The 24,379-nt window shown below is 67.4% G+C and carries 23 protein-coding genes; 14 read left to right on the top strand and 9 right to left on the bottom strand.

The window, feature by feature from the left end; translation table 11 throughout:
- Positions 1-4: 4 nt before the first annotated feature.
- The 9 genes from ACEL92_RS26940 (at position 5) to ACEL92_RS26900 (ending at position 9,276) form a co-directional block, all read left to right on the top strand.
- The gene (locus ACEL92_RS26940) at positions 5-1,213 is read left to right on the top strand and encodes a thiolase family protein (protein ID WP_374023593.1); all 1,209 of its coding nucleotides are present in this window, start codon (positions 5-7) and stop codon (positions 1,211-1,213) included.
- A gap of 6 nt (positions 1,214-1,219) precedes the next feature.
- Positions 1,220-1,633 carry a Zn-ribbon domain-containing OB-fold protein gene (locus tag ACEL92_RS26935; protein ID WP_374023592.1) on the top strand — a complete coding sequence of 138 codons (414 nt, stop codon included), beginning with the start codon at positions 1,220-1,222 and terminating at the stop codon, positions 1,631-1,633.
- Between the two features lie 254 nt (positions 1,634-1,887).
- On the top strand, positions 1,888-2,763 hold the full coding sequence (locus tag ACEL92_RS26930; protein WP_374026404.1) for a DUF4436 domain-containing protein: 876 nt from the start codon (positions 1,888-1,890) through the stop codon (positions 2,761-2,763).
- A gap of 248 nt (positions 2,764-3,011) precedes the next feature.
- Positions 3,012-4,349, top strand: a complete 1,338-nt coding sequence (locus ACEL92_RS26925) for an amidohydrolase family protein (RefSeq protein WP_374023591.1) — start codon at positions 3,012-3,014, stop codon at positions 4,347-4,349.
- A gap of 2 nt (positions 4,350-4,351) precedes the next feature.
- Positions 4,352-6,685, top strand: a complete 2,334-nt coding sequence (locus ACEL92_RS26920) for a CoA transferase (protein ID WP_374023590.1) — start codon at positions 4,352-4,354, stop codon at positions 6,683-6,685.
- Between the two features lies 1 nt (position 6,686).
- Positions 6,687-7,016, top strand: a complete 330-nt coding sequence (locus ACEL92_RS26915; protein WP_374023589.1) for a hypothetical protein — start codon at positions 6,687-6,689, stop codon at positions 7,014-7,016.
- A 21-nt stretch (positions 7,017-7,037) separates the two neighbouring features.
- Positions 7,038-8,207, top strand: a complete 1,170-nt coding sequence (locus tag ACEL92_RS26910; protein ID WP_374023588.1) for a thiolase family protein — start codon at positions 7,038-7,040, stop codon at positions 8,205-8,207.
- Positions 8,204-8,626 carry a Zn-ribbon domain-containing OB-fold protein gene (locus ACEL92_RS26905; protein ID WP_374023587.1) on the top strand — a complete coding sequence of 141 codons (423 nt, stop codon included), beginning with the start codon at positions 8,204-8,206 and terminating at the stop codon, positions 8,624-8,626. Before ACEL92_RS26910 ends, ACEL92_RS26905 begins: the two co-directional genes overlap by 4 nt.
- Complete coding sequence (locus ACEL92_RS26900) at positions 8,623-9,276, top strand: MarR family transcriptional regulator (protein ID WP_374023586.1); 654 nt, start codon at positions 8,623-8,625, stop codon at positions 9,274-9,276. The genes ACEL92_RS26905 and ACEL92_RS26900 overlap by 4 nt, the downstream gene beginning before the upstream one ends.
- Here the strand turns inward: ACEL92_RS26900 and fadD1 are convergent.
- Both fadD1 and ACEL92_RS26890 read right to left on the bottom strand, forming a co-directional pair.
- The gene (gene fadD1 / locus ACEL92_RS26895; protein ID WP_374023585.1) at positions 9,215-10,858 is read right to left on the bottom strand and encodes a fatty-acid--CoA ligase FadD1; all 1,644 of its coding nucleotides are present in this window, start codon (positions 10,856-10,858) and stop codon (positions 9,215-9,217) included. The two genes, ACEL92_RS26900 and fadD1, sit on opposite strands and share 62 nt — an antisense overlap.
- A gap of 530 nt (positions 10,859-11,388) precedes the next feature.
- Positions 11,389-11,523, bottom strand: coding sequence for a hypothetical protein (locus tag ACEL92_RS26890; protein WP_374023584.1), 135 nt, complete (start codon positions 11,521-11,523; stop codon positions 11,389-11,391).
- A 224-nt stretch (positions 11,524-11,747) separates the two neighbouring features.
- Here ACEL92_RS26890 and ACEL92_RS26885 point away from each other — a divergent pair, with 224 nt between their 5' ends.
- Positions 11,748-12,719: a hypothetical protein gene (locus ACEL92_RS26885; protein WP_374023583.1), complete on the top strand. Its 972-nt coding sequence runs from the start codon at positions 11,748-11,750 to the stop codon at positions 12,717-12,719.
- A gap of 126 nt (positions 12,720-12,845) precedes the next feature.
- Here the strand turns inward: ACEL92_RS26885 and ACEL92_RS26880 are convergent, their stop codons facing one another.
- Together ACEL92_RS26880 and ACEL92_RS26875 are read right to left on the bottom strand one after the other, a co-directional pair.
- Positions 12,846-13,610, bottom strand: a complete 765-nt coding sequence (locus ACEL92_RS26880; RefSeq protein WP_374023582.1) for an SDR family NAD(P)-dependent oxidoreductase — start codon at positions 13,608-13,610, stop codon at positions 12,846-12,848.
- Positions 13,611-13,641: 31 nt separating this feature from the next.
- Positions 13,642-14,472, bottom strand: coding sequence for an alpha/beta fold hydrolase (locus ACEL92_RS26875; RefSeq protein WP_374023581.1), 831 nt, complete (start codon positions 14,470-14,472; stop codon positions 13,642-13,644).
- 67 nt (positions 14,473-14,539) lie between these two features.
- On the opposite strand from ACEL92_RS26875, the gene ACEL92_RS26870 reads away from it, so the two are divergent.
- Positions 14,540-15,148 (top strand): TetR/AcrR family transcriptional regulator, encoded by a 609-nt coding sequence (locus ACEL92_RS26870; RefSeq protein ID WP_374023580.1) that lies wholly within the window; start codon positions 14,540-14,542, stop codon positions 15,146-15,148.
- A gap of 3 nt (positions 15,149-15,151) precedes the next feature.
- On the opposite strand, the gene ACEL92_RS26865 is transcribed toward ACEL92_RS26870, so the two are convergent.
- The 3 genes from ACEL92_RS26865 to ACEL92_RS26855 form a co-directional block, all read right to left on the bottom strand.
- Entirely contained in the window at positions 15,152-15,718 is a 567-nt protein-coding gene (locus tag ACEL92_RS26865) for a TetR/AcrR family transcriptional regulator (protein ID WP_374026403.1), read from the bottom strand.
- Between the two features lie 69 nt (positions 15,719-15,787).
- Positions 15,788-17,077 carry a lipase family protein gene (locus tag ACEL92_RS26860; protein ID WP_374023579.1) on the bottom strand — a complete coding sequence of 430 codons (1,290 nt, stop codon included), beginning with the start codon at positions 17,075-17,077 and terminating at the stop codon, positions 15,788-15,790.
- Between the two features lie 71 nt (positions 17,078-17,148).
- A complete protein-coding gene (locus ACEL92_RS26855; RefSeq protein WP_374023578.1) occupies positions 17,149-18,096 on the bottom strand; it encodes a PHB depolymerase family esterase in 948 nt (315 codons plus the stop codon).
- 73 nt (positions 18,097-18,169) lie between these two features.
- Between ACEL92_RS26855 and ACEL92_RS26850 the strand changes: the two genes are divergently transcribed.
- Both ACEL92_RS26850 and ACEL92_RS26845 read left to right on the top strand, forming a co-directional pair.
- Positions 18,170-18,628 (top strand): MarR family winged helix-turn-helix transcriptional regulator, encoded by a 459-nt coding sequence (locus ACEL92_RS26850; protein ID WP_374023577.1) that lies wholly within the window; start codon positions 18,170-18,172, stop codon positions 18,626-18,628.
- Positions 18,629-18,705: 77 nt separating this feature from the next.
- Entirely contained in the window at positions 18,706-18,975 is a 270-nt protein-coding gene (locus ACEL92_RS26845; RefSeq protein WP_374023576.1) for a DUF4242 domain-containing protein, read from the top strand.
- A 5-nt stretch (positions 18,976-18,980) separates the two neighbouring features.
- On the opposite strand, the gene ACEL92_RS26840 is transcribed toward ACEL92_RS26845, so the two are convergent.
- Entirely contained in the window at positions 18,981-21,890 is a 2,910-nt protein-coding gene (locus ACEL92_RS26840; RefSeq protein WP_374023575.1) for an AAA family ATPase, read from the bottom strand.
- A gap of 157 nt (positions 21,891-22,047) precedes the next feature.
- Between ACEL92_RS26840 and ACEL92_RS26835 the strand changes: the two genes are divergently transcribed.
- Positions 22,048-23,424, top strand: coding sequence for an FAD-binding oxidoreductase (locus tag ACEL92_RS26835; RefSeq protein ID WP_374023574.1), 1,377 nt, complete (start codon positions 22,048-22,050; stop codon positions 23,422-23,424).
- An 80-nt stretch (positions 23,425-23,504) separates the two neighbouring features.
- Here the strand turns inward: ACEL92_RS26835 and ACEL92_RS26830 are convergent, their stop codons facing one another.
- Positions 23,505-24,314, bottom strand: coding sequence for a polysaccharide deacetylase family protein (locus tag ACEL92_RS26830; protein ID WP_374023573.1), 810 nt, complete (start codon positions 24,312-24,314; stop codon positions 23,505-23,507).
- Between the last annotated feature and the right edge of the window lie 65 nt (positions 24,315-24,379).

The raw sequence follows: 24,379 nt of genomic DNA, 5'->3' as shown, positions 1-24,379 counted from the left end.
GCCCATGGGATTACGCGGAGAAGCCGCGATCGTCGGCTACGTCGAGCTCCCGCCCGAACGGCTCAACAAGGCCTCGCCCGCGCCGTTCGTGATCGAACAATGGGCGGAGCTGTCCGCGGCCGCTCTCGAGGATGCCGCCCTGCCCGGCGACGTCGTCAACGGAATCGTGGCGTCGCACCTGGCGGAGTCGGAGATTTTCGTGCCGTCGACCATCGCCGAATACCTGGGCGTCGGAGCGCGATTCGCCGAACACGTGGACCTCGGCGGCGCCAGCGCCGCCGCCATGGTCTGGCGGGCGGCGGCGGCGATCGAACTCGGCATCTGTGACGCGGTGTTGTGCGCGCTGCCGGCCCGCTACATCACCCCGTCATCGAAGAAGAAGCCCAGGCCTATGGTCGACGCGATGTTCTTCGGTTCATCGAGCAATCAATACGGCTCTCCCCAGGCGGAATTCGAGATCCCCTACGGCAACCTCGGCCAGAACGGGCCCTACGGGCAGGTCGCCCAGCGTTACGCGGCCGTGTATGGCTATGACGAGAGGGCGATGGCCAAGATCGTCGTCGATCAACGGTTCAATGCCAACCACACCGACGGCGCGATCTGGAAGGACAAGCCGCTCACCGTCGACGACGTCCTGGCCAGCCCGGTGATCGCCGACCCGCTGCACATGCTGGAGATCGTCATGCCCTGCGTCGGGGGCGCGGCTCTCGTCGTCGCCAATGCCGATCTCGCGCGACGCACGCGCCACCGCCCGGTGTGGATCAAGGGATTTGGCGAGCACGTGCCGTTCAAGACACCCACCTATGCGAAGGATCTACTGCACAGCCCGATCGCCGAGGCCGCCGACACCGCGTTCGCCATGACGGAGCTGAGCCGGGAGCAGATGGACATGGTGTCGATCTACGACTGCTACACGATCACCGTGCTGCTGTCGCTGGAGGACGCCGGGTTCTGCGAGAAGGGCAAGGGCATGGAGTTCGTCGCGAACCATGACCTCACCTTCCGCGGCGACTTCCCGCTCAACACCGCGGGCGGGCAACTCGGCTTCGGCCAGGCCGGGCTGGCCGGCGGCATGCATCACGTCTGCGACGCCACCCGACAGATCATGGGCCGGGCGGGCGCGGCCCAGGTCATCGACTGTCACCGCGCCTTCGTGTCCGGCAACGGCGGGATCCTGTCGGAACAAACCACGCTGATCCTCGAGGGGGACTGATTGAACATGGCCACCTTCGAGCGCCCGATGCCCGTCAAAACGCCGACCAGCACGCCCTTTTGGGATGCGCTGGCGCAGCATCGCATCGCCATCCAGTATTCGCCCTCGCTGGGCAGCTACGTTTTCTACCCGCGGGTGCGGGCGCCACGCACGCTGGCCGACGACCTGGAATGGCGAGAGATCTCCGGCATGGGCACGTTGTACTCCTACACCGTCGCGCGCCGGCCGGTTAGCCCGCACTTCGCCGACGCCGTTCCGCAGCTGCTGGCTATCGTCGAATGGGACGAGGGGCCAAGGTTTTCCACCGAGATGGTCAACGTCGACCCCGCCGAACTGAGGGTAGGGATGCGGGTGCGGCCGGTGTTCTTCGACTATCCGGAGCACGACGTCACGATGCTGCGATACGCACCGGCCGACTGACGGTGCCCGATCCGACCTTCAACCGCTCGGGCATTCGGGAGCCCCCGGTTCAGGCGGCGACTCCATAGCTCCGCAACCACGCGAAACCTGTCGGGCTGCTTGGAAGGCGCTGCGAGAGCCATGTGCGCCGCCTCTGCCCGACTACCATTAGCCGAAAGTTGTTCAATTGGGGGTGAGTGGTGCGTCTCCGGCCGACCGGACGGTCGCAACCCGAACCGGCAGTCAGCGGTGAGAATTCGCAAATGCGAGCCGGCATGGGAGTGTTGCTCGTCGTCGTCGTCAGCGCCATGATCACGTCGATAGTGCTCTACATCGATGGTGCTGGTTATCGCCGGGTTTCAATCGATGGACCGTCGGCCGGCAGTGGGACGGTCGTGACGCTGAACATTGAAAGCGTCCAGTCTGACTACAGCGTTCTTCGGGGCAACCTTGTGGTTTCGCCCGGATCCACGCTACTCGATTCGGCCAGCAACAGCCTCAAGCAAGACCTCACCGTCGAGGTGACTTCAGTGGCGACGCCGGTCAAACGCACCTGGTCGAAGGGTGCGCTGCCCGGCGTGTTCCCGGTACCGCTGACGCTGTCACGCGACACCGAGCGGTGGCCGTTCGACCGCTATTACACCGGACCGATCACGGTGGAACTGTTTGTCGGCGGTGCGCAAACACCCGAGCGCGCCAGGATGATGATCGTTGACCGGTTGCCCGGGTGGAAGATCCATGCGGCCGGACCGGACCAGGCCAGACCGCTCGCACCCTACGAGGTGACCATGGAACGCTCAGCGAGCACCATGGTGTTCGCGATCATCATTCTGTGCATCCTTCTCGCGATCGCAGGGGCGGCGGTCTTCGTCGCGGTTCAGACACTGCGGGATCGACGAAAGTTCCAGTCGCCCATGGTGGCCTGGTACGCCGCGATGCTGTTCGCGGTGGTCCCGCTGAGAAACGCCCTCCCAGGCTCGCCGGCGTTCGGAAGCTGGATCGATATGACGATCGTTTTGTGGGTGCTCGTCGCCCTGGTGGTCTCGATGCTGCTGTACATCGCGTCGTGGTGGCGGCATCTGCGTCCGGATTCGGGCCGCGAGACCCCGGCAGAGCACAGGGCAACCGAGGGCGCCGCACCTTCCCGTTAGCGTTGGACCTACCGCATGTGGCCGGCTGGACCGGCCGGCGGCACATGATCGCGCCCCGCCGCGGAAGCGACTAATAGTCGCCATTTAAGCCACGATCGAACTGCGATGGATCGGCCGGCGCTCGAGGGCTGGCAGGAATTCGGCGTTGGTACGCAGGCCGTTAGACGTGCAACCGTAACCAGCGAACGCGGTTGACACTGTGACGTACGCCATTATCTACTAGTCACTATCTCGGTGAGGAGTGTGGCATGCACAAGGACGACCTGATCCTGATCAGCGTGGATGACCACATCGCCGAACCCGCCGACATGTTCGACGCGCACGTTCCCGCGAAATACAAGGACCGCGCCCCTCGGGTGGTCATGGAACCCGACGGTGTTCAGCAGTGGTACTACGGCGAGGTGCGCGGCCGGAACATGGGCCTGAACGCCGTGGCGGGAAAGCCGCGCGAGATGTACAACATCGACGCCTCGCGTTACGACGAGATGCGGCCGGGCTGCTTCAACGTCGACGAGCGGGTTCGCGACATGAATGCCGGCGGTCAGCTGGCCGGGCTCAACTTCCCCAACTTCACTGGCTTCTCGGGGCAGGTGCTCAACCAGGGCCCCGACCGCGACGTCAACCTGGTGATGATCAAGGCCTACAACGACTGGCACATCGACGAGTGGTGCGCCGCCTATCCGGGCCGCTTCATACCCTGCGGCATTCTGCCGCTGTTCGACGTGGCGGAGGCGGCCAAGGAAGTCAAACGCCTCGCCGACAAGGGCTGCCACGCGGTGACGTTCTCGGAAAACCCGGAAGCGTTGCAGATGCCCAGCATTCACACGAAGTATTGGTATCCGTTGTTCGAGGCCGTCTGTGAGAACAAGACGGTGCTGTGCACGCACGTCGGCTCCGCGTCGCGGTCGCCGCAGGTGTCCACCGACGCCCCGCCCAGCGTGCAGATGACGGCCTCGTCGATGATGAGCATGTTCACTTTCACCGAGCTGATCTGGGCCGAGTTCTGGGCGGACTTCCCGCAACTGAAGTTTTCGCTCACCGAGGGGGACGTCGGCTGGATCCCGTACTTCCTCTGGCGCGCCGAGCACGTCTACAGCCGTCATTCGGGATGGACGCTGGCGAAGTTCCCGCCCGGCTACAGCGGGCCGGCCGACGTGTTCAAGCGGCACTTCTACACCTGCTTCATCAGCGACAAGGTCGGCGTGCGCAACATGGACTGGTTCAATGAGGACATGCTGTGCTGGGAGTCCGACTTCCCCCATTCCGACAGCAACTGGCCCTTCGCTCCCGAAGACGTCATGGCGACCATGGGACATCTCGACGACTCCACCATCGACAAGATCACCCACGAAAACGCCATGGCCGCCTATTCTTTCGATCCGTTCGGGCACATCCCCAAGGAACACGCCCGCGCCGGTCATCTGCGCGCCCAGGCGACGGACGTCGACGTGGTCACGCACGTCGGCCGCCGGGCCAGCCAGCGTGACCGCGACGCGTGGGCGAGGATGACCCAGTTCGCGCTGCAGTCACAGGTGACGGCGGAGGCCTCCGGTATTTCGGGGCGCGCCACCACGCTGGGCAACTGAACGTGGTAGCCCGAGCGCCGTTCGCGGACTGGCGCGTGCTGGAGTTGTCCAACGGAATCGCGGTGTCCTACTGCGGCAAGATGTTCGCCGATGCCGGTGCCGACGTGGTGAAAATCGAGTCGGCGCGCGGTGATTCGGTGCGCGCCCGGACGGCCGGTGGGCCTCCCGGGGCGCTGTTCGCCTACCTGGCCGCGGGCAAGAAGTCGGTGACCGATGACGGCCAGCCGGAGATCGCCGCCCTGCTGGCCGGCGCCGACATCGTGCTGACCGACCTGAGCGACGGTTGGACGCTCGACAAGGTCACGGCCCACGCCGGCCCGTCGGCGGTGGTTGTCGCCGTGACACCGTTCGGGACGGCGGGCCCCTATGTGGACGACCGCGTGGTGGCCAACGAGTTCATCCTGCAGGCGCTGTGCGGCTCGACCGCCGGTCGCGGCTGGCCCGAGGACGAACCGGTGCAGGCCGGCGGTCAGCTCGGCGAGTGGTTGGCGGGCACGTTCGCGGCGGCGGTGGCGGCGGCGACCGCGCGGCATGCCGCGCGAAGCGGCCGCGGGGAGATCATCGACGTCTCGACGTACGAGGCGATGGTGATCGCAGTGGGTGGCCTGTCCGCCATGTCGGCCAGCGTCCTGGGCACGGATTCGCTTCTGGGGCAACGTAGTCTGGAGCTGCCGTCGATCGTCCCCACCGCCGACGGACTGGTGGGCTTCTGCACCATCACCGCGCAGCAGTTCCAGGACTTCCTCGTGCTGATCGACCGTGCCGATCTGCTCGACGACGCCGACCTCGCCTCGTTCGACGGGCGCGTCGCCCGCCGGGACGAATTCCTCGACATGGTCACGCAGTGGACCCGGTCACGCACCACGCAGGAGATCGTCGACCTCGCCGTCGCCTTCCGCATCCCGGTGGCCCCGATCGCGACACCGGAAATGCTGTCTGCGATCGACCATTTCGAACAGCGGCGCGTGTTCGTTCACGCGGAGGCGGGGATGTTGCAGCCGAGGGTCCCTTATCGCAGCGAGGCGATGGCGACCAGGCCGCCAGGGCGGGTCCCCCGACTCGGCGCCGACAACGGCAAAGTCCACTGGGCGCCCCGAGCTCATCCGGTCTGCGGCACCGACGCCGACGCACTGCCATTGGCCGACGCTCGGGTCACCGACTTCACCGCCTTCTGGGCCGGGCCGGTCGCGACGCAACTGCTGGGCGCTCTGGGCGCCGACGTGATCAAAGTCGAGGGCGTCCGCCGGCCCGACGGCATGAGGTTCTCCGCCGGCCGCAAACCGACCTGGGAGCAGTGGTGGGAATGGGGCCCGGTCTTCCTGTGCAGCAACAGCAACAAGCGTGGCGTCAGCGTCGAACTGAGCACCGACGCGGGACGGGCCATCGCACTGGAGCTCATCGCGGCGAGCGATCTGGTGATCGAGAACTTCTCGCCGCGGGTCATGACGAACTTCGGCCTGAGCTGGGATGCCGTGCGCGCGGCCAACCCGCGCGCCATCATGGTGCGGATGCCGGCCTTCGGCCTCGACGGCCCCTGGCGCGACCGCGTGGGTTTCGCCCAGACCATGGAGCAGGCGACCGGCATGGCCTGGGTGACCGGACACGCCGACGGACCGCCGGTGATTCCGCGCGGCGTGTGCGACCCGATCGCCGGCCTGCACGCCGCCTTCGCCGCGGTGGCCGCCCTGGTGGTTCGCGACCGTGATGGGAGCGGGATGCAGGTCGAATCCACCATGGTGGAAGCGGCGCTGAACGTGGCCGCCGAGATGCTGGTGGAGTACTCACACAACGGAATCATCATGCGCCGCAACGGGAACCGCGGTCCCGGAGCTGCCCCTCAGGGGGTCTACCGCTGCCGCGGCGATGACGAGTGGGTGGCGTTGGCCGCGATGGACGACGCCGCACGGACGGCCCTGGCCGGGCTGCTGGAGCGGCCGGACCTCACCCCGAACGACTGGTGGGAGCAACCGGACGAGATCGACAAGCTGATCTCCGACTGGACCGCACGGCGCTCGACTGCCGAGGCGGTCGACACGCTGCGCGCCGCGGGGGTGGCGGCGGCGCGCGTCACGCCGGCCCCCGAGTTACTGCGCGACCCGCACCTGCGGGCCCGCGGATTCTGGGAGTCCGTCGACCACCCGGTGGCCGGCTCCTTCTTGTGCACCGGAATGCCGTTCGCGTTCCGCGGCAGGCCGCGGCGCTGGATTCGCCGGCCCCCGCCGCTGTACGGCCAACACACGAGCGAGGTGCTGACGGGTCTGTTGGGGCGCGGCGACGATGACCTGGCCGCCCTGCGGCAGTCGGGAACCATCGCCCCGCGGCCGGCGGGACTGTGACATGGCGGTCACCCTGTGCGTGCCGCCTCGCGCCGGCGAATTGTGCGCCCCCGTCCGCTTCCTGCTGCGGCAGGACTCGGTGGTCATCGAATTGACGGCCCGACACCGGATCACCAGCGTCGAGTGGGACGAGGGCGAGCATGCGGTGGTCATGGTCGTGGAGATCACCGACCCGCAGACGGCGCGGCCCGTGGATGTGCGGATTGATGTCGTCGCTGCCGGCGCGGCACCCGCCGCCGCCCGCACCAGGAAGATCGGCACGGTCACCCGCGACGGGCGCCAGTGCGACGTCGTCGGCGCCTATCTCGGTGTTGTCGCGGACGAAAACTAGAGCAGAGCAAAGGATCACAGAGTGGCGGCCACGAAACGCACCGCGGCGATCGTCGGTGTGCACAACACGCGGCAGGGCCGGCGCCTGGACGGCGAGACGTCCCGCAGCCTGGCGCTGACGGCCATCCGGGGCGCCCTCGACGACGCGGGCCTGCGCCTCGACGACGTCGACGGGGTCAGCGCGGGCGCGCTGTCCACCGCGTTGATCTACGACTTGCGCCTCGGCCCGGCCTGGCAGGGGCTGGCCTTCGGCGTCGGCATGATCACCGAGGCGGTCACCGCCATCGAGCACGGCATGGCCGACGTGGTGGTCCTGGTCGCCGCCCAGGCCGGCGAGTACCGCGACCACGAAGCCACGGCACCATGGACCCGGCCCGAAAATGAATTCGTCGCTCCGTGGGGCATGTTCACCGCCGCCGAGTTCGCGCTGATCGCACGTCGCCACATGCACGTGTACGGCACCACGCGCGAACAGCTGTCGATGGTCGCGGCGACCGTCCGCAACAACGGATCACGTAACCCCGAAGCGGTGTATTACCAGCGCGGCCCTTTCACGCCCGCCGACATCACCGCGTCGAGGCCGATCGCAGACCCGTTCCATCTGCTTGATTGCGCCACCACATCCGAAGGCGGCTGTGCGCTGGTAGTCGCGAACGTCGAAAAGGCCGAGGGTTCAAGCCGACCGATCTACGTGCTGGGCAGCGGCGCCGACTTTCACGGCCCCTCCTATCAGCACCCGCCGGCGTGGGACCTCGCCGGGCGGCGGGACGGACACGGCGGATATGTCAATGGAGTGGTCGGCAGGCGCGCGGCCGAGCGCGCATTCGCCCACGCGGGGCTGCGGCCGGACGATGTCGACGTGCTGGAACTCTACGACCCGTTCTCATTCGAAATCATCCGCCAGCTCGAGGCGTTCGGGTTTTGCGGCGAGGGCGAGGGGGGACCGTTCGTCGCCGACGGCCACATCGCCATCGACGGCACCCATCCCATCACCACCGACGGAGGAACCATGTCGTTCAGTCACGCCGGCTCCAATCCGCAAATGATGCAGCGGGCCATCCGCGCCGTCCAGCAGCTGCGCGGTCAGGCCGGCGAGCTGCAGGTCCCCGGTGCGCATATCGCGTTGTGCAGCAACGGGGGAGCGGGCGCCTTGTTCACCACGCTGCTGATCCTGGGGGACGAGCCGCGGTGACCTCCGATCCGTTGCGGCCCCAAACGGGTCCGGTGCCCCACGCCGTCAGCCACCTTAGCGCGCCCTTCTGGGAGGGCTGTCAATCCGGCGAATTGTGGTATCAACGCTGCGAAGCCTGCGGGCTGGCGAACTTCCCGCCAACCGAGCACTGCCGCGAATGCCTTGCGGCGCAGGTCGGTTGGGAGCGCAGTGGCGGGAGCGGCGAGATCTACAGTTGGACTGTGGTGCACCGGCCGGTGACGGCGGAATTCGAGCCGCCCTACGCGCCCGCCATCGTCACCCTGGACGAGGGCTACCAAATGCTGACCAACGTCGTCGGTGTGGCGCCGGAGGAGTTGCGGATTGGCATGCGCGTGCAGGTGCAGTTTCATGCGGTGGGCCCCGAGGTGACGCTGCCCTACTTCACCGAATCGCCATGACGCCCCGGCGCACCAGCGACGGCCTCCCGGTAACCGCTTACCTGGTGCTGGGCGTGCTGGCCGCCAACGACGAGCAGCTGACCGCGGGGGAGATCAAGATGCGCGCCGAACTATCGGTCGGCCACTTCTACTGGTCGCCATCGGTCAGCCACGTTCGGCGCGAACTCAATCGGCTGTTGGCCCGCGGCATGGTCCGTGAGATCGGTGCCCAATTTGGCAAGCGGGCGGTCACGCTCTACGAGACCACCGACCCCGGGCTCGACGCACTGCGCCGGTGGGTGCAGCACTTCCCGGGCCAGGATCAGGTCGTCATCAAGCACCCCGTCATCCTCAAGACCTGGCTCTCCCGCGGCGAGGACCCCGAGCGCATCGTGGACACGTTGGACCGGCACCTCGAGGCGACCCGGGCCCGGCTGGACGAGGCGTTGTGGTCGCGGCAGCGGTCCCGCGAACTCGGCATCACCGACGATCCGAGCCAGCGCTTTTCGTTCGCCGTCCTGGACTATGCGATCCGCGGGCTGTACGCGGAGCTCTCCAACATTACCCAGTTGCGCGACGAGATCGCTTCCGGCACAACGCAAGACCCGGTCAAACGGGTGCGACGGCCGAAGGGCCTGATCCGCCGCCGGGCACCCGAGAGCCCGGGCTAGGCGTCGCGACGGCGTAGGCGGTGCCGCGCGGTTCACGCTCCCAGAGCACCTCCCCGTCGCGGACGCCGGTGCCTTCGGCGATCAACTGGCGCTTGAGCACCTTGTGGGTGGCGGTGCTGGGCAGGTCGGCGGCGAGGCGGACGTAGCGCGGGCGGGCCTTGGGGGACAGGTCCGGCTGTGCGTCGAGGAAAGCCTCGAACGCGTCGGGGTCGAGGGTGCGCCCCTCGTTGAGGACGATCGCGGCCATCACCTGATCGCCGACCCGCTCGTCCGGAACCGCGTAGACTGCCACACGGCTGATCGAATTGTGCCGCAACAGGATCCGCTCGATCGGGGCGGCGGTCAGGTTTTCGCCGTCCACCCGCATCCAGTCGGCGGTCCGCCCGGCCAGGTAGATCCAGCCCTCGGCGTCCCGGTAGGCGAGGTCGCCGGACCAGTACATGCCGTGGCGCATGCGCTCGGCGTTGGCGTCCGGGTCGTTGTAGTAGCCGGTGAAGAAGCCCGAACCGTTGGTGTTGACCAACTCGCCCACCGCCTCGTCCGCGTTGAGCAGGGCGCCGTCGGCGTCGAAGCGGGCCACCGCGCACTCGGTGACGGTGTCGCTGTTGAAGACCGCCACCCCGTCGATCCCTTTGCCGATCGAGCCCTTCGGCGTGCCAGGCTCGCGGATCACGATGACCGCGTTCTCGGTGGAGCCAAACCCATCTTCGACCTGAACGCCGAAGCGCCGCGCAAACTCCTCGATGTCCTTGTCGTTCGCCTCGTTGCCGAACGCCACCCGCAGGGGGTTGTCGGCGTCGTCGTCGCGTTCCGGCGTGGCCAGGATGTAGGCGAGCGGCTTGCCGACGTAGTTCATGTAGGTCGCGCCGTAATGCCGAATGTCGTCGAGGAAGCTGCTTGCCGAGAACTTGGCGGGCACGATCGCGGCGCCGGAAACCACCGCGGGCGCCCAGCCGGCGACGACGGCGTTGGAGTGGAACAGCGGCATCGACACGTAGCAGGTGTCCCGCTCGGTCAGTGCGAAGCGCTGGACCAGGTTGATGCCGGCGAACGCCGCCATCAGGTGCGACACCTGAACCGCTTTGGGATTCCCGCTCGTTCCCGACGTGAAGATCATCATGAACGGGTCCATCGCGGTGACCTGCCGGTGCGGCATCAGTTCGCCGGGGCTCTCGAGGAATTCGGCCCACTCCGGTGTCGAGGTGTCCAGGACGCGCGTTCCCTCGAGGTCCAGGCCGTCGAGCAGTGGTCGGTGTTCGGCGTCGGTGATGAGGAACTGGCAATGGGCGCGCCGGACGTCCGCCGCGAGCGTCTCGCCGCGCCGGGTGGTGTTCAGGCCGCACAGGACGTAACCGCCGAGCCCGGCCGCCGCCATGTGGCTCAGCATCTCGGGGTTGTTTCCCAGCAGGGCGCCCACGTGCATCGGCCGGCCGGGATCGGCGGCGGAGATCAGGGCCGCCGCCCGCGTGGCCGCACCGGCCAGGTACTGACTCCAACTCCACTGCAGGCCGCGGTGTTTCACCGCGGTCCCGGGGTCCGACAAGCGCGCGTTGAGCAACGCTTGGATGGTGTCGTCAGTCATCGGTCGGATTCACCTTCACTATGCCCAGCCTTACGAGACGAGACGGTCCGTCTTATCGTAGCGGGTCGCCGTAACCGGCGGCGCCGGCAGCCCCAGGCGGTGCGCACCGCAGTGTTGTAGAAATCGTCATGCCTATTTCGCCCGGGATTCTCTACCGGGGAGCGTGTGTATAGCGGAACGACCCGTCTGGAGAAGGCATCCTTGCGGCATGCTGTTTGAATTGCACAGGTCACTCGTCCTGCTCAGGAATCGAGCGCGGGAATTTCGCCGCGAGGCGGACCATTGCGGGCGGCGGGCAGCCCCCGCTCGCGCATCGCTACCACGTAGGCGACTCGGGCGTGTAAATCGTAACCGCTTCCGATTGTTCGGCCAGCCGGGCAGTCCGTGAGACGGCCAGTGCCGTCGGCAGGTCGGCTTCTCATGACGTCCAGACTAGCGGCACCCATCGACGGCGATCGAATTATGCTTGATTTTCAACATATTCGGGAGTCGGCGACTCTATGATGACTGCCGTGACTATAGCCTCGGATTCACCGGCCCTGGCCGCGGGAACACCCGATCCCGCCGAAGTCGTCGCGGACTGGACGTCGCTGCAGAAGGTCGGCTTCCGGCTGCTTTTCACCGTCGGTGGTGGGTTGCTCTTCGTTGCCGTCATTGGTTGGCACTGTGGTGAAAGATTACGTGGGTCGGCAATCCACTGGAACCGATTATCTGGCTACTGGCGCAAATCGGCAGCTATCCGACTCAAGTTCGCGGTGTCGAGATTGCCAAGTCGGCTGGCTCAGACACATTGTGGTTCTGGTGTTTACACCTCGGCTGGGTTGTTGTCGCACTACTGATCACCGCTGTTTGGACAGTCATGGACCGGCGTCGGTCCAACTACCGACGATTGGCCGCGTCGCTGATGGTGTTCGCCCGATTCGGGTTAGCCGTGGTGATGATCGTTTACGGTCTGGGCAAGGTGATCCCGGTCCAAATGGGCTTCATGGCGTGGCCGGATCACCAACTGCAGTTGGTGGGCGATACCACCCTGTTCGAGACACTGTGGGGCTTCATGGGGGCCTCTGAGCCGTACTCGGTCGCCGCCGGGATGGTTGAACTGGTGTCGGGTTTGCTGCTGCTGTGGAACCGTACGCAGCTACTCGGGGCACTCGGGTCAGCGATGGCCATGGCGCAGGTGTTGATCCTGAACATGACTTACGACGTGCCAGTCAAGCTGGCGGTTGGCGAATTATTCTTGGTAGCAGTCGGTCTCACGTCGCCGTACTGGTCGAACTTGATGCGCGTGGTGTTGAATCACGGTGAGGCTCGCCCCGTAGAGCGCTGGTTGCCGGTGGGGGCGGGTGAACCCTGGTTGCGGCGAACTGGCGTGGGCGCCAAGTTCGGCATCGCCGGGTCGTTGCTTGCGGTCACCGCGATGCAGAACACCATGGTGTACACGGCCATGCATACTCCCACGTCAACTCTCGATGGCATCTGGCGCGCAACGTCATTCACCGTTGATAAGCGTGAAGCTACGCTCACCCAGACGAACCCGCAGCCGTGGGCTAACGTGGCGATCGTGGACCGAAACAAGGTCCCTCAGCTGCGGGTGGTCAAGTTGGTCAGCCAGGTGCCGGCGGGTTACACGACCATCTGGCTGCTCAAGGTCAAGGGAAATCGGCTCGAATTGCGCAAGCACGAGTGGGATTCAGCCGGTGTCGTGCTGCGCGCGACCCAGCCGGACAATGATCATCTGGTGCTATCGCGCGAGTTGGACGGCAGGCAGATCAAGGGCAGTTTTGAACGTCGGTTCATGGAACGCAGCAAATCGAAGTTCCGGCTCGTCAGCCCGTCGATACCGCTAAATTCGATTCCATAGCCCCGATTAACGGCGCCGCGATCGAAGTACACCACGCAGGTTTCTTCGGTGTCGTTGGATTTCGTCGCCGACGCGGATCGCACGTTCGCCTTGCTGTCCAATACCGGTCGCGCGCAGGCGTTCCGGCTATCCGCCCACCATCATCAGGCCGCCATCAACGGCCAGCAGCTGACCCGTGATGAACCCAGAACCGGTGCCGGCCAAAAAGGCCAGCATTGGGCCGAGGTCGCGGGCGGGATCCCCCAGCGCCCCACCCAACGGGATCATCATTTGCATCTGCTGATCGATCAGCGCGCTCGCGTCAGGGCCGAGGAACGCCCGCAGCCGGTCGGCGCCAGCGGTTTGCACCGCAGGGGCCAAAGCGTTGACGGTGATCTTGTCCGCCGCCCAGGCTTTGGCCGCCGACCGTGTCCAGGCCTGGACGGCGCCCTTGGTCGCGGCGTAGACGGCCGAAATCGGGCTGCCCATAACAGCTTCCGATGATCCGAAGTTGATGATGCGGCCGCCCTTGGGGTCTTGATCCTTCATCACGGCGTACGCGGCCTGATTGGTCAGGATGGTGGCCTTCACGTTCGTGTCCAACAGGAACGAGATCTCGTCCACGCCGATGTAGCCCGGGATGCCGGCCTGCCACAGTCCCGCGGCATTCACCAACACGTCGAGCCCGCCACCCAGCAGTGTGGCGGCTTGGCGCACCAGCGCCGAGACGGCGTCGGCGTCGCGCACATCGCACTGCAGCCAGCTGGCCGCGAGACCGTCCGGTGGCGGTGTCTGGTGATAGGTGGCGACAACCTCGGCCCCCGCCGCGCCGAGGGTTCCCACGGCCGCCGCGCCGATGCCGGTCGCTCCGCCGGTGACCAGAATCCGCCGTCCCCGCAGCACGTCTTTCATGCCCGCGAGCGTAACGCGAAGGCGAAAGACGCTACGTGCGCACCGCGATCGTGGACAACAGGTCGGCGAGCCGGTCGGGTTGGTCGATCATCGAGAATGTTCTCGCGCCCTCGATGATCTCGAGGCGGGCGTTGGGGATGGTGGCGGCCAGTCGGGCGCCGTCCTCCTGTTCGAAGAAGACGTCGTCGGCCGACCAGGCGACCAGGGTGGGCTTGTCGAACTCGGGCAACCGGGCCGCCACGCCCGTCGTCACCTCCGTGCGCATCGACAGCGTGAACTGGCGCAGGTCTTCGGCGATGCGCGGATCGGATAGCCCCGGGCGTACCCATGCCTCGGTGAGGTCGTCGATGTTGCGATGCGCCAAGCCGTCGAACGCGCGCTTGCGCGCCGCCGGCACCCGCATGGCCTGGGACACGGCCTTGAACGTCGTCTTCGATTTGGCGGCAAGGATCACCGGCTTGAGAATCGGCGGCGGAAAGTGTTCGAACGCATCGCAACTCGTGAGTACCAGCGCGCCGAGCCGCTCCGGGTGGTGCACCGCCACGAGCTGGGTGACAACCCCGCCGGTGTCGTTGCCGACCAGCACCACGTCCTCGAGTCCAAGCACGGTCAGCGCTTCGGCGACCATCCCGGCGACGCCCGTGATGGTTCGATCCGCGCCGCGGCGCAGCGGTTCCGGATGCGCCCCCAGTGGCCACGTCGGAGCGATGCAACGCAGGCCCCGTCCGGCCAGTCGCTCGCTGACCCGGCGCCACAGCTGGCCGCCCATCATGTACCCGTGCACGAAGACCACCGGCCTGCCGCTTTCGGGTCCGGTTGCTTCGTAATGGATGGTTCCGGCACTAATGTCGATCGTCGACATAACAGAACTCCTACCTCGGGATACACTTACAAACAGGCTGTCTGTTCGTAAGTTACCAACAGGCTGTATGGAAAGCAAGAGACGGACCCAAGAAGAACGCTCCGCGGCGACCCGCGACGCGTTGATCGCGGCTGCCCGCAAGCTCTGGGGGCTGCGCGGCTACGTGGACGTGGGCACGCCGGAGATCGCGGCCACCGCCGGGGTGACCCGCGGCGCCATGTACCACCAATTCGCCGACAAGGCGGCCTTGTTCCGCGAGGTGGTCGAGGCCGTGGAGCAGGACGTGATGGCCCGGATGGGCACTTTGGTGGCCGAGTCGGGAGCGACGACGCCGGCCGACGCGATCCGCGCCGCGGTCGACGCGTGGCTCGAGGTTTCCGGTGATCCGGAAGTGCGCCAGCTGATGCTGCTGGACGCCCCGAGCGTGCTGGGTTGGCCGGGTTTTCGCGATGTCGCCCAGCGGTACAGCCTGGGCATGACCGAACAGTTGCTTTCCGAGGCCATCCGGGCCGGCGAGTTGCCCGAGCAACCGGTGCGGCCGCTGGCACACGTGTTGATCGGTGCGCTCGATGAGGCCGCCATGCTGATCGCCACCGCGGAGGACCCCAAACGCACCCGCCGGGAGACCCGGCAGGTGCTGCACATGCTCATCGACGGGATGCTGGCGCTGCGATAGGAGTCAGGGATCGCGAACGGCGGCGACGCCCGCGATGACGCCCCGGATGAGCCGGTCGAGGTGTTCGGCGCTGTCGACGGCCGGCTGCCCCGCGACGAACGTCAGCATGATCCCGTTGATGAACGCCAGGGTCGCGATCGCCTGGTCTTCCACTCGCGTCGGATCGGGCGCGCCCTCGGCGGCATGCCATTGAGTGACGACGCTGCGGGCCAAGGTGTAGAGCCGCTTCGCGGACTCGTCGAGGATGGCGGCCAGTTCGGCATCCCGCCCGGCGAGCAGTGCCAGCTCGTAGCGCGCCTTGGCCCGGGTCAGCCAGGGTTCGCTGTTGACGTACATGACGATGCGGGCGAGCCCGGCGGTTCCGGTGAATTGCGTTGCCGGATCGTCGGCGAGCTCAGCCATCCGGGAAAAGTCGGCCACATCCAGTTCGGCCACCCGGGCTGCGACCGCGTGCAGCAGCGCCTTGCGCGTCCGGAAGTAGAAGGACGCGGTGCCTGCCGGCACGCCGGCGTGATCGTCGACCCTGGGATGGCTGACGCCGTGGACGCCGTTGGTGCCCAGCAGCTCGATCGCAGCGTCGGCGAGCTGGCGGCGCCGCTCGGGGGCGTTGTGCTTTCTACGTGCAGCGATGCGCCCAGTTTAGAACTGACCGCAGTTACGCGAGGTGGGTTCTCCGTTGAAGCGCGCGGCGATCCACTGCATGGCGGGTTCGCCGTCGACGAGCATCGGCAGGGCGTGGTTGATGACCAGCTTGTTGAGGAACGGGGGTTCCTCGTTGGTGCGGAATTCGACGTCGGCGCCCTGGGCGCACCAGTCGCGGCCGAGTTGGTTGGCCGCGGTCCACGGCACCAGCGGGTCGTACCGGTTGCTGTTGATCAGCACGGGCGCGTTGGGCTTGTAGCGCCCGAGCCGCTGGTCCTCGAACAGCGTGCTGAAGGGTTCCTCGTTGACCAGTTGATTGATGTCCTCGGTGAAATAGGGCTGGATATGGCGAAACATGAAGTCCAACAGGGTCTGTCCGACGCACTGGCGCGAGACCGATTCGAGCATTGCCAGCCCCCGCGGCGTCATCTTGGACCGGATGACGTCGGCGAACTCGGGATAGGCGGCCATGACGCTGTTGAGCGCGTACCCGACGACGCCGACCAGGGCACTGCCGTCCGCGTACGGCAACAGCTCCTTGAGGTTGGCCGGCGGGGCCCCCGCGTAGGTGCCGACGATATGCAGTTCAGGGGCGTACGCCGGGGCCAGCTCGGCCGCCGACGCGGTGGCGCCGCCGCCCTGCGAGTAGCCCCAAAACGCCACCGGCCCACCAGGATCCAGCGACGTTCCGGGGAGCCGCATGGCCGCCCGGGCGGCATCGAGCACGGCCTGGCCCTCGGCCACGCGCCCCACGTAAGTGTGCATCGAGGTAGTGCCCAGGCCTTCGTAGTCGGTCATCACGATCGCGAAGCCGCGCGCGACCATCGTGGCGACGAACAGTTCCTCGTAGTTGAACATGATGTCCCAGCCGCCCGAATAGTGGATGCCCTGGTTGAACATCCGCGACGGGGCGCATTGATTGCCTTGGCCCTGCGTGCCCGGTGCGTAGCTGATCAGGGGTCGGGGTCCGCTGCCGGGCCAGGCGTTGTAGGGCTCGAAGTAGGTGCCGGTGACCGCGATCGGATTACCGCGAGTATCGGTGCTGCGGTACATGATTCGAGTCCCGGTGGCCATGATCGCACCGAGCTGGCCGGACGGCTCCAACACCAGCCGCGACGGCTCCGTGCGGATCAGGTCGCCCGGCCGGCCGGGCGGCAGCGGGTCGGGCGGGGTGTAGAACTCGGCATATTGCGGTTCGTCCCCGCCGTCGGCGTGCGCGCTCCCGAGGCCGACCAGCGCCGAGGAGATGACCAACAGGACGGCGAAAGCTCCCCCAACCCGGCGCATTGCGGAACGGTAACAATTGGGGAGCAACAACGGAAGGAAAATTCTCTAATTTGTTAGAGATCTCCGGAATCCTAGCGATGGTTCTGGGCGAAGAACTGCCAAATGGTGTCAGTCGCGTCCAGCGCCGGCGAGGGCGCCGGCATGCCCGCGAGCTTCTCGGCAAGGGGACTCGGCTCGCCACCCGGCCATTGATGGCCGGCGCCGGCCACCGAGATCAATTCGACGGTCCGCCCGTCCGGGCAGCCGGCGACCTGGGTGCTCACGTCCCCGGCGGTGCTCGAGTTCGGGGGCCCACACGCGTCGATAGCGCGCCAGGTGGCGTTGACGGACTCCGCCGACGGCCCGTCGACGCGGGCAGTCCCGTTGAACGAGAACGTTTTTCCTGGCCCGCCGCCGTAGGGCACGCGGTCGTCGGCCGTGCCGTGAATCTGCAGCACCGAGGCCCGGTGCGCCTGGGAGCAGTCGGTCAGCAGCGTGCCCGCCACCGGAGCGATTGCGGCGAAGACGTCGGACTGGCAGCCCAACCGGAGCGCCATCATGGCTCCGTTCGACATGCCGGTGACGTAGACGCGCGCGCGGTCGATCGGCAGCTGTTGTTCGATGGCACCGACCATGGCCGTGATGAACCCGACGTCGTCGGCGCCGACGCGCTGCGGCTCACCGCAGCAGGTGCCGGCGTTCCACGCCCGGTTGAGGCCGTCGGGATAGACGACCAGAAACCTTCCGCGATCGGCCTCGGCGTCCCAGTGGTAGGCGCGCTCGGCCTGCTCACCGTTGCCGAAACCGCCGTGCAGCATCACCACCAGCGGGGCGCCATCGGTCAATCCCTGCGGCCGGTACAGGTGATACGTCCGGCTGACGCCACCCGACTCGATGCTCTGGGCGGACTGACCGACCGGGATCGACTGCGAGCCGGGCGTTCCCAGCGCGTGCCCGCCGCCGCCCAGACAGCCGCCGAGCACGATCACCGAGAGGGCGAGAAGGCACAAGCCGGCGGCCCGGGAGCGGCGCGATCGCATGCCGTCATCGTGGCAGCCGGAACAGCTTTTGACAAGGTGCTTGTCATTCTCGCTCGGGTGGCACACTTTCCCCATGCGACGCCCCCTGGCCCCCGATTGGCAGCCCACGGTGCCCGCGCTGGTCAACCTGGTGGCGGCGTCCGGGGCGCCGCGGTTGCGGGCAGCGTTTGCCGCCGCGGGCCTCGACGGCATCCGCCCCGCGCAAGCGGTGGCGCTCGTCCCGCTGGTCGCGGGCGGGCTGCATGCATCGGATCTGGCCGATCGGCTCCAAGTGAGCCGTCAGGCGGTGGCCCAGGCGGTTGCCGGGTTGGAGCGCCACGGCTACGTCACCCGGGCCCCCCACCCCGCCGACGCGCGGGCCCGGATCATCGAGTTGACACCGCGCGGCCGCCAGGCGTTACACGTAATGCGTTCGAACGCTATGGATTTGGAGCAACGGTGGGAACAGGTACTGGGCCGGGAGCGACTGGCCGGCCTGCGCGAGGCGCTGCAGATGTTGCTCGCCGACCAAGGTGGGGCCGCCGGGGATTGACGCCCGTCGGAAAATGCCATGTCGTGACCGCCGCTGACAGCCTAGGCTCGAGCCGAGACAGTGAACAGGAGTCCCGAGTGCCCATCTTCATGGTCGAGCGCAACTTTGCCCAGGAACTGGAGCCAGGCCTCGAGGCCGTCGACGGCATCAACCGGATCAACGACCAGGAGGGTGTCCGCTGGATGTACTCGTTCCTCTCGGCGGACAAACGAAAGACTTACTGCCTGTATGAGGCACCGTCACCGGAGGCCATCAGGTCCGCCGCCGCGCGGGCCGGCCTGCCCGTAGACGCCGTCGTCGAAGTGAAGGACCGACTGATGCCGGACGGGGCCCTGTCCGACATCTGAACGCGCTACCCGAGGAGCTCGTGATCGGCGGCGTACATCGCCGCCTGCGTGCGGTTCGCGGCGCCCGTTTTGATCAAAATATTGCGCACATGGTTGGCGGCGGTGTTGGTGCTGATGAAAAGGCGTTCGCCGATCGTGCGATTGCTCAGCCCCTCGGCGAGCAGCCGAAGCACCTCCACCTCCCGTTCGGTCAGCCCGTCGGGCCCCAGGGACCAGCCGGTCAGCATCGCATCGGCCAAGTCGACGACCCTGCTCTGGCCGATCGCACCAGCGATTGCGCGCGCCTCCTCCGCCAGGGACCGGGCGTCGTCGGCACGACCGCACGATGCTGCGAACAACGCGTGCCGGGCCAGCGTCTCGCTGATATGGACCACCGAGCCCATCCGGCGGTCCATCTCGATGGCGGCGGCGAAGTGCCGCTCGGCCGCGGCGCCGTCCCCGCAGAGCGCCGCAATGCGGGCCAAATACCGGTCCGCACTGCCGAACAGCGCGACGAACTGCCCCGCCACCAAATTCTTTCCGGCATAACGCGAGACGAAGGGGCGCAACGCGTGGACCGCTTCGCGGTGGGAAAGCTCCAACGCCGCCTCGACCATGAAAACCAGCTCCATCGGCCACTGCGCGTCCTCGAGTCGGTCGCTCAGGTTGCGGTTGAGCAGATGGTTGAGCGCACGGGTCATGCCCCGCTCGCATTTGAGCTCGGTATAGAGCGCGAGCAGCCCGGGCACCCAGCGGCCGGTGAACGTTTCACTGCCGTCGATGAACTCGCCGAACCGCTTCAGGTCGCCGGTCTCGCGGCGGATCATGAACATCTGTACCCCGTTGGACCCCTCGGTGTCGTCGGCGCCGAACAAATCGCCTGTGCGCAAGGCGATGTCGGCCCAGCGTTCGGCGCCGGCGAAGTCACCGCGCAGATAGGCCAGCGCCTGCTCGATGCAGGCGCCGACGAAGCCGAAGGCGGGTTGTCCGCAGGTCTGGGCGGCTCGCCGCATGTCGGCGGTCGCGGCGGCCAAGCCGTCGGGGCGGCCGGCCAAGTAACTGACCATGGCGTAAAAGTGTGACGCCGCGCCCAGTGATTCGTAATCGCGACGCGCCATGGCCAGGCGCGACACCTCCGCCGAACGCTGCGCCTGGAGTGCGCTCATTTCCGGGGTAAGGCCTTGCCACAGACTGGTTTTCAACGTGTGCAGGAGCACCGCCGGGTCGTCGATGTCCCGCGCGCGCTCGATCGCGTCGGCGCCGACCTCCCGGGCCCGCGCCGCCTCGCCGGCGAAGGCCAGCGCCCGGCCGAAGCTGCCGAGCGCCTGCACATAGCGGGGGTCCTCGGCGTGCAATCCGCACGTCTCCAGAGCCGACGCGAGCAAGTCCGCAGCCTTCGAATTCGACTGCCCGGGACGCCAATTGGCTTCCTCGTAACCGACGGCCGCCTCCAGCCGCATCAACGGGTCGTCCATTCCGCCGATGCGTTCGTAGATGGCCCGCGCCCGCGCGAACGAGCCCCCGCGCACGTGGTTGGCGGCCGCGTCGAGTTGCAGCCTGGCGCGGTCGGCGAGGTTGAGTTCGGGGAGCGACGCCGCCCGCTCGAACCACTTCGCCGCGTCCTCGTAGGCCAGGCTCTTTTCGGCCATCCGGGCCGCCTGGCGCGCGTACCGCAACGCCTGCTCGTGATAGCCCAGCACGTGCGCCACCAGAAAGTGGTTGGCCAGGCGCGGTACGAGCGACGGGTCGGCGCGTCCCTCGAGCGCTTCGGCTGCGCGCGCGTGCATGATTCGCAGCCGCGAGGCGGCCATCCCGCCGAGCACCGATTCGCGGGTCAGCGCGTGCACGAACGCGAATTCACCGTCGGAGTCGTGGACCGCGCGGACAAGCCCCACGGCCTCGGCCGAATCGATCGCCGCCAGCGTTGCGCCGACCTCCGTCTCGCATGTCGAGATGAGCGCCGGCAGGTCGAAAGTCTGGCCCAAGACCGCGGCCTGCTCGATCACCGCCCGCACGGCGGTACCCAGCCCGGCAAGGCGGCGGGCGATAGCATCCCCGATCGATGCGGGGACCGTCTGCTGCGTGCTCAAAGTGGCCAGGCCGCCGCGGATTTCCAGGTCGTTGACCAGTTCGGTGAGGAAGAACGGGTTGCCGCCGGTCCGCTCCCGCAGCAGAGCGGCGGCCGTGCGCGCCGACGCCGGCGCCAGCTGTTGGGTGCGGGCCACGAACTCGGCGATCGCCTCGGTGTCCAGCCCCGCCAGATCCAGGCGCCGCACGCCGTCGAACCGGTGCAGTTCGGCCAGCCGCGTCGCCAGGTCGTCGGACCGGTCGGGCTCGGTGGTGCGGAACGTGACCACCACCAGCATCCGCACGTCGGCGCAGCCGATCAGCACGTGTTCGAGCAGCGCGAGGGTGGGCAGCTGGGCCCAGTGCAGGTCGTCGAGGATCAGCGCGACCGGGCGGTCGACCGCCAGGCGCCGCAGGAACCCGGTCAGCGCGTCGAAGAGGGCCTGCCGCGCCGAACCGACATCCGGCGCAGTCCCGTCGTCGGACAAGTGCCGGCCCACTTGCGGCGACAGCCGCCGCAGCTGTGGCCCCACATCGGCCAACGGTTCGGCCATCGAGCCGGGAGGAGCCGCGATCAGCAGCCGATCGAGCGCCTCGGCGAAGGGCGCGTAGGGCAGATCCTCGTCGGCGGTCGAACTGCCCACCAGCACCGCGACACCGTGGTCGAACAGCGTCGCGGCCACCTCCGCGGCCAGGCGCGTCTTACCGGCGCCGGGCTCGCCGCCGATGAACACCGCCTGGCGGTTGCCCGCCTCGACCCGCGCCCAGGCCTGCTCGAATACCGCGAGTTCCGCGTCGCGGCCCACGAGCGGACCGCGGCGACGAGCGATGAGTTCGGCCGGGAGCGGGGGTGGCACCCACAGCGCCATGCAAACAAGGTAACCGCGGCGATGTGGGTGGGTCGATAGTCAGATGTGACTATCGTGGAATGCCTCGGAAATGCTCGGTTGTGGTCATGACACGCGGCTCACGGGCCTCGTAACGTCGCGGCATCAACACCGCCGAGCAAACAAGGAGGTGTGGGCGATGAGCCTCACAACCGCGACCGACGAATTACGGGCCAGGCTCGGCTCGCAGGTAATCGTGCCGGACGACCCGGAGTATGACGACGCACGCGCCCTGCACAACGCGATGATCGACAAGCGGCCGGCGGTGATCGCCCGCTGCCGGTCGGCCGCCGACATCGCGGAGGCACTCGAGTTCGCCCGACGGTCGAACCTGTCGGTGGCCGTCCGCGGCGGTGGCCACAACGGTCCCGGCTTCGGTTCGGTCGACGGCGGCCTCGTCATCGATCTGTCGCCGATGAACCGCGTCGACGTCGACCCCGAGCGGCGCACCGCCCGGGTGCAAGGTGGGGCGACGTGGGCACAGGTCGACGCCGCGACGCACGAGTATGGTCTGGCGACGCCGACCGGCATCATCTCCACGACCGGTGTCGGCGGCCTGACGCTCGGCGGTGGCCACGGGTACCTCACCCGCAAGCACGGCCTTACCATCGACAACCTGTTGGAGGCCGAAGTCGTGCTGGCCGACGGCAAGGTGGTGACCGCGTCGGAATCCGAGCGCCCCGAGCTGTTCTGGGCGCTGCGGGGCGGCGGCGGGAACTTCGGCGTGGTCACCGCGTTCACGTTCCGCCTGCACCCGGTCCACACGGTGATCTGCGGCCCCACGGCGTGGCCCTCCGCGCACACCGCCGACATCCTGTCGTGGTACCGGGACTTCATGCCCGCGCAGGACGAGGACCTCTACGGATTCTTCGCGGCCATGACGGTCCCGCCGGTGGCGCCGTTCCCCGAGGCGTTCCACCTGCACAAGGCCTGCGCCGTGATGTGGTGTTACACGGGGGATCCCGCGGGCGCCGAAGAGGCGTTCGCGCCGATCCGCCAGATGGAACCCGCCTTCGACGGCCTGGGCGCAGCCCGCTACCCCGCGCTGCAGTCGACCTTCGATGGACTGTATGCCAAAGGCCTGCAATGGTATTGGCGCGGCGACTTCGTCCGAACCCTCCCCGACGCCGCGGTGCGGGCCCACGCCCGCTTCACCGAGGAGCTGCCGACCATGCACTCCACGATGCACCTGTACCCCATCGACGGCGCGGTGCACCGGGTCGGCCAAACGGATACGGCTTGGGCGTACCGGGACGTGAACTTCTCGCAAGTGATCGCGGGGGTCGACCCGGACCCGGCGAATGCGGAGCTGTTGAAACGCTGGACCGTCGACTACTGGGACGCCACGCATCCGTACTCGGCCGGCGGTGCCTACGTGAACTTCATGATGGACGAGGGCCAAGAGCGCGTGCGGGCGACCTACGGCCCGAATTACCAGCGGCTCACCGAGATCAAGGCGCAATACGATCCGGACAACGTCTTCCACATCAACCAGAACATCCGGCCGGCGAGCTAGCGCGCCGCTTCTGCCGCCAGTGACGGACCGGGCCTGGCGCGTCGGACCGGGTTAGTCTCGGGCGCAAGCGAATTCGCGGGCTAAGGTGTTTTGAGAAAGACGTCATTAAGCGTGACGGTGCGCAGGTTGCGGGAGCGGATGACGTCGACAAGCTGCGGGTAGACATGCGTCACCGGAAGGTGGTTGAGGTGCCCGATGACGATGGCTTGCGGCGTGAAGTACTGATCCGCCATCTGGACGATGTATTCCTCGGTGATCAACGTCGAATCCGACAGCGACCCCGACCACAACGTCGGCGTGGTGTAACCCAGGTCGGCGGCGATGCCGTCGACGACGGCGTTGCGCTTTGCGTACGGCGGCCGCCAGTACGGCTTCGCGCCGATCCCATATGTTTTCTTGAGGAACTCGTCGTTGCGGGTGAGCTGTTGGGCGATCTGCTCTTTCGTCAGCGTCGTCAGATCAGGGTGCGACCACGTGTGGTTGCCGAGTTGGATCTGACCGCTGTCGACCAAGGGCCGCAGCATGTCCGCGTTCTCGGTCCAGGATTCATAGGTGCCGTTGACGAAGTAGGTCAGTCGCACACCGGTGTCTTTGGCGAACTGCGTGTAGGCGCGCACCACCTCGCTGTTGACGCCATCGTCGACTGTCAGGGCGAGCAGGTCGCCGTCGCCGGGGATCTTCGTCAGCGCGCCGCCGCCGGGGAGCGGGATGCGTGCGCTCAATGGCGGCGGTGGCAACAGGGCCGCCGGGGCGGCGGGTCCCGAAGTCGCCGCGGAATCCGCGGGTACGTCCGCGAAGGTTCGCGGCTGCGGGTCGACCACCAGCCGCGCGGCGCCCACACCGGCAACAACCGAGGCGGCAAGCGAACCCAGGAACTGACGACGATTCATCGCGGGCAGACGAAGGCCCGGAGCGAAGGCGGCGGACTGGACCCGTCGGTGGCTTCGCCGCGGCG

It is taken from the genome of Mycobacterium hainanense (genome assembly GCF_041890355.1).
Lineage (GTDB): Bacteria > Actinomycetota > Actinomycetes > Mycobacteriales > Mycobacteriaceae > Mycobacterium > Mycobacterium hainanense.
The sequence above is the reverse complement of the archived record's forward strand: the minus strand, read 5'-3'. Positions and strand labels throughout refer to the sequence as shown.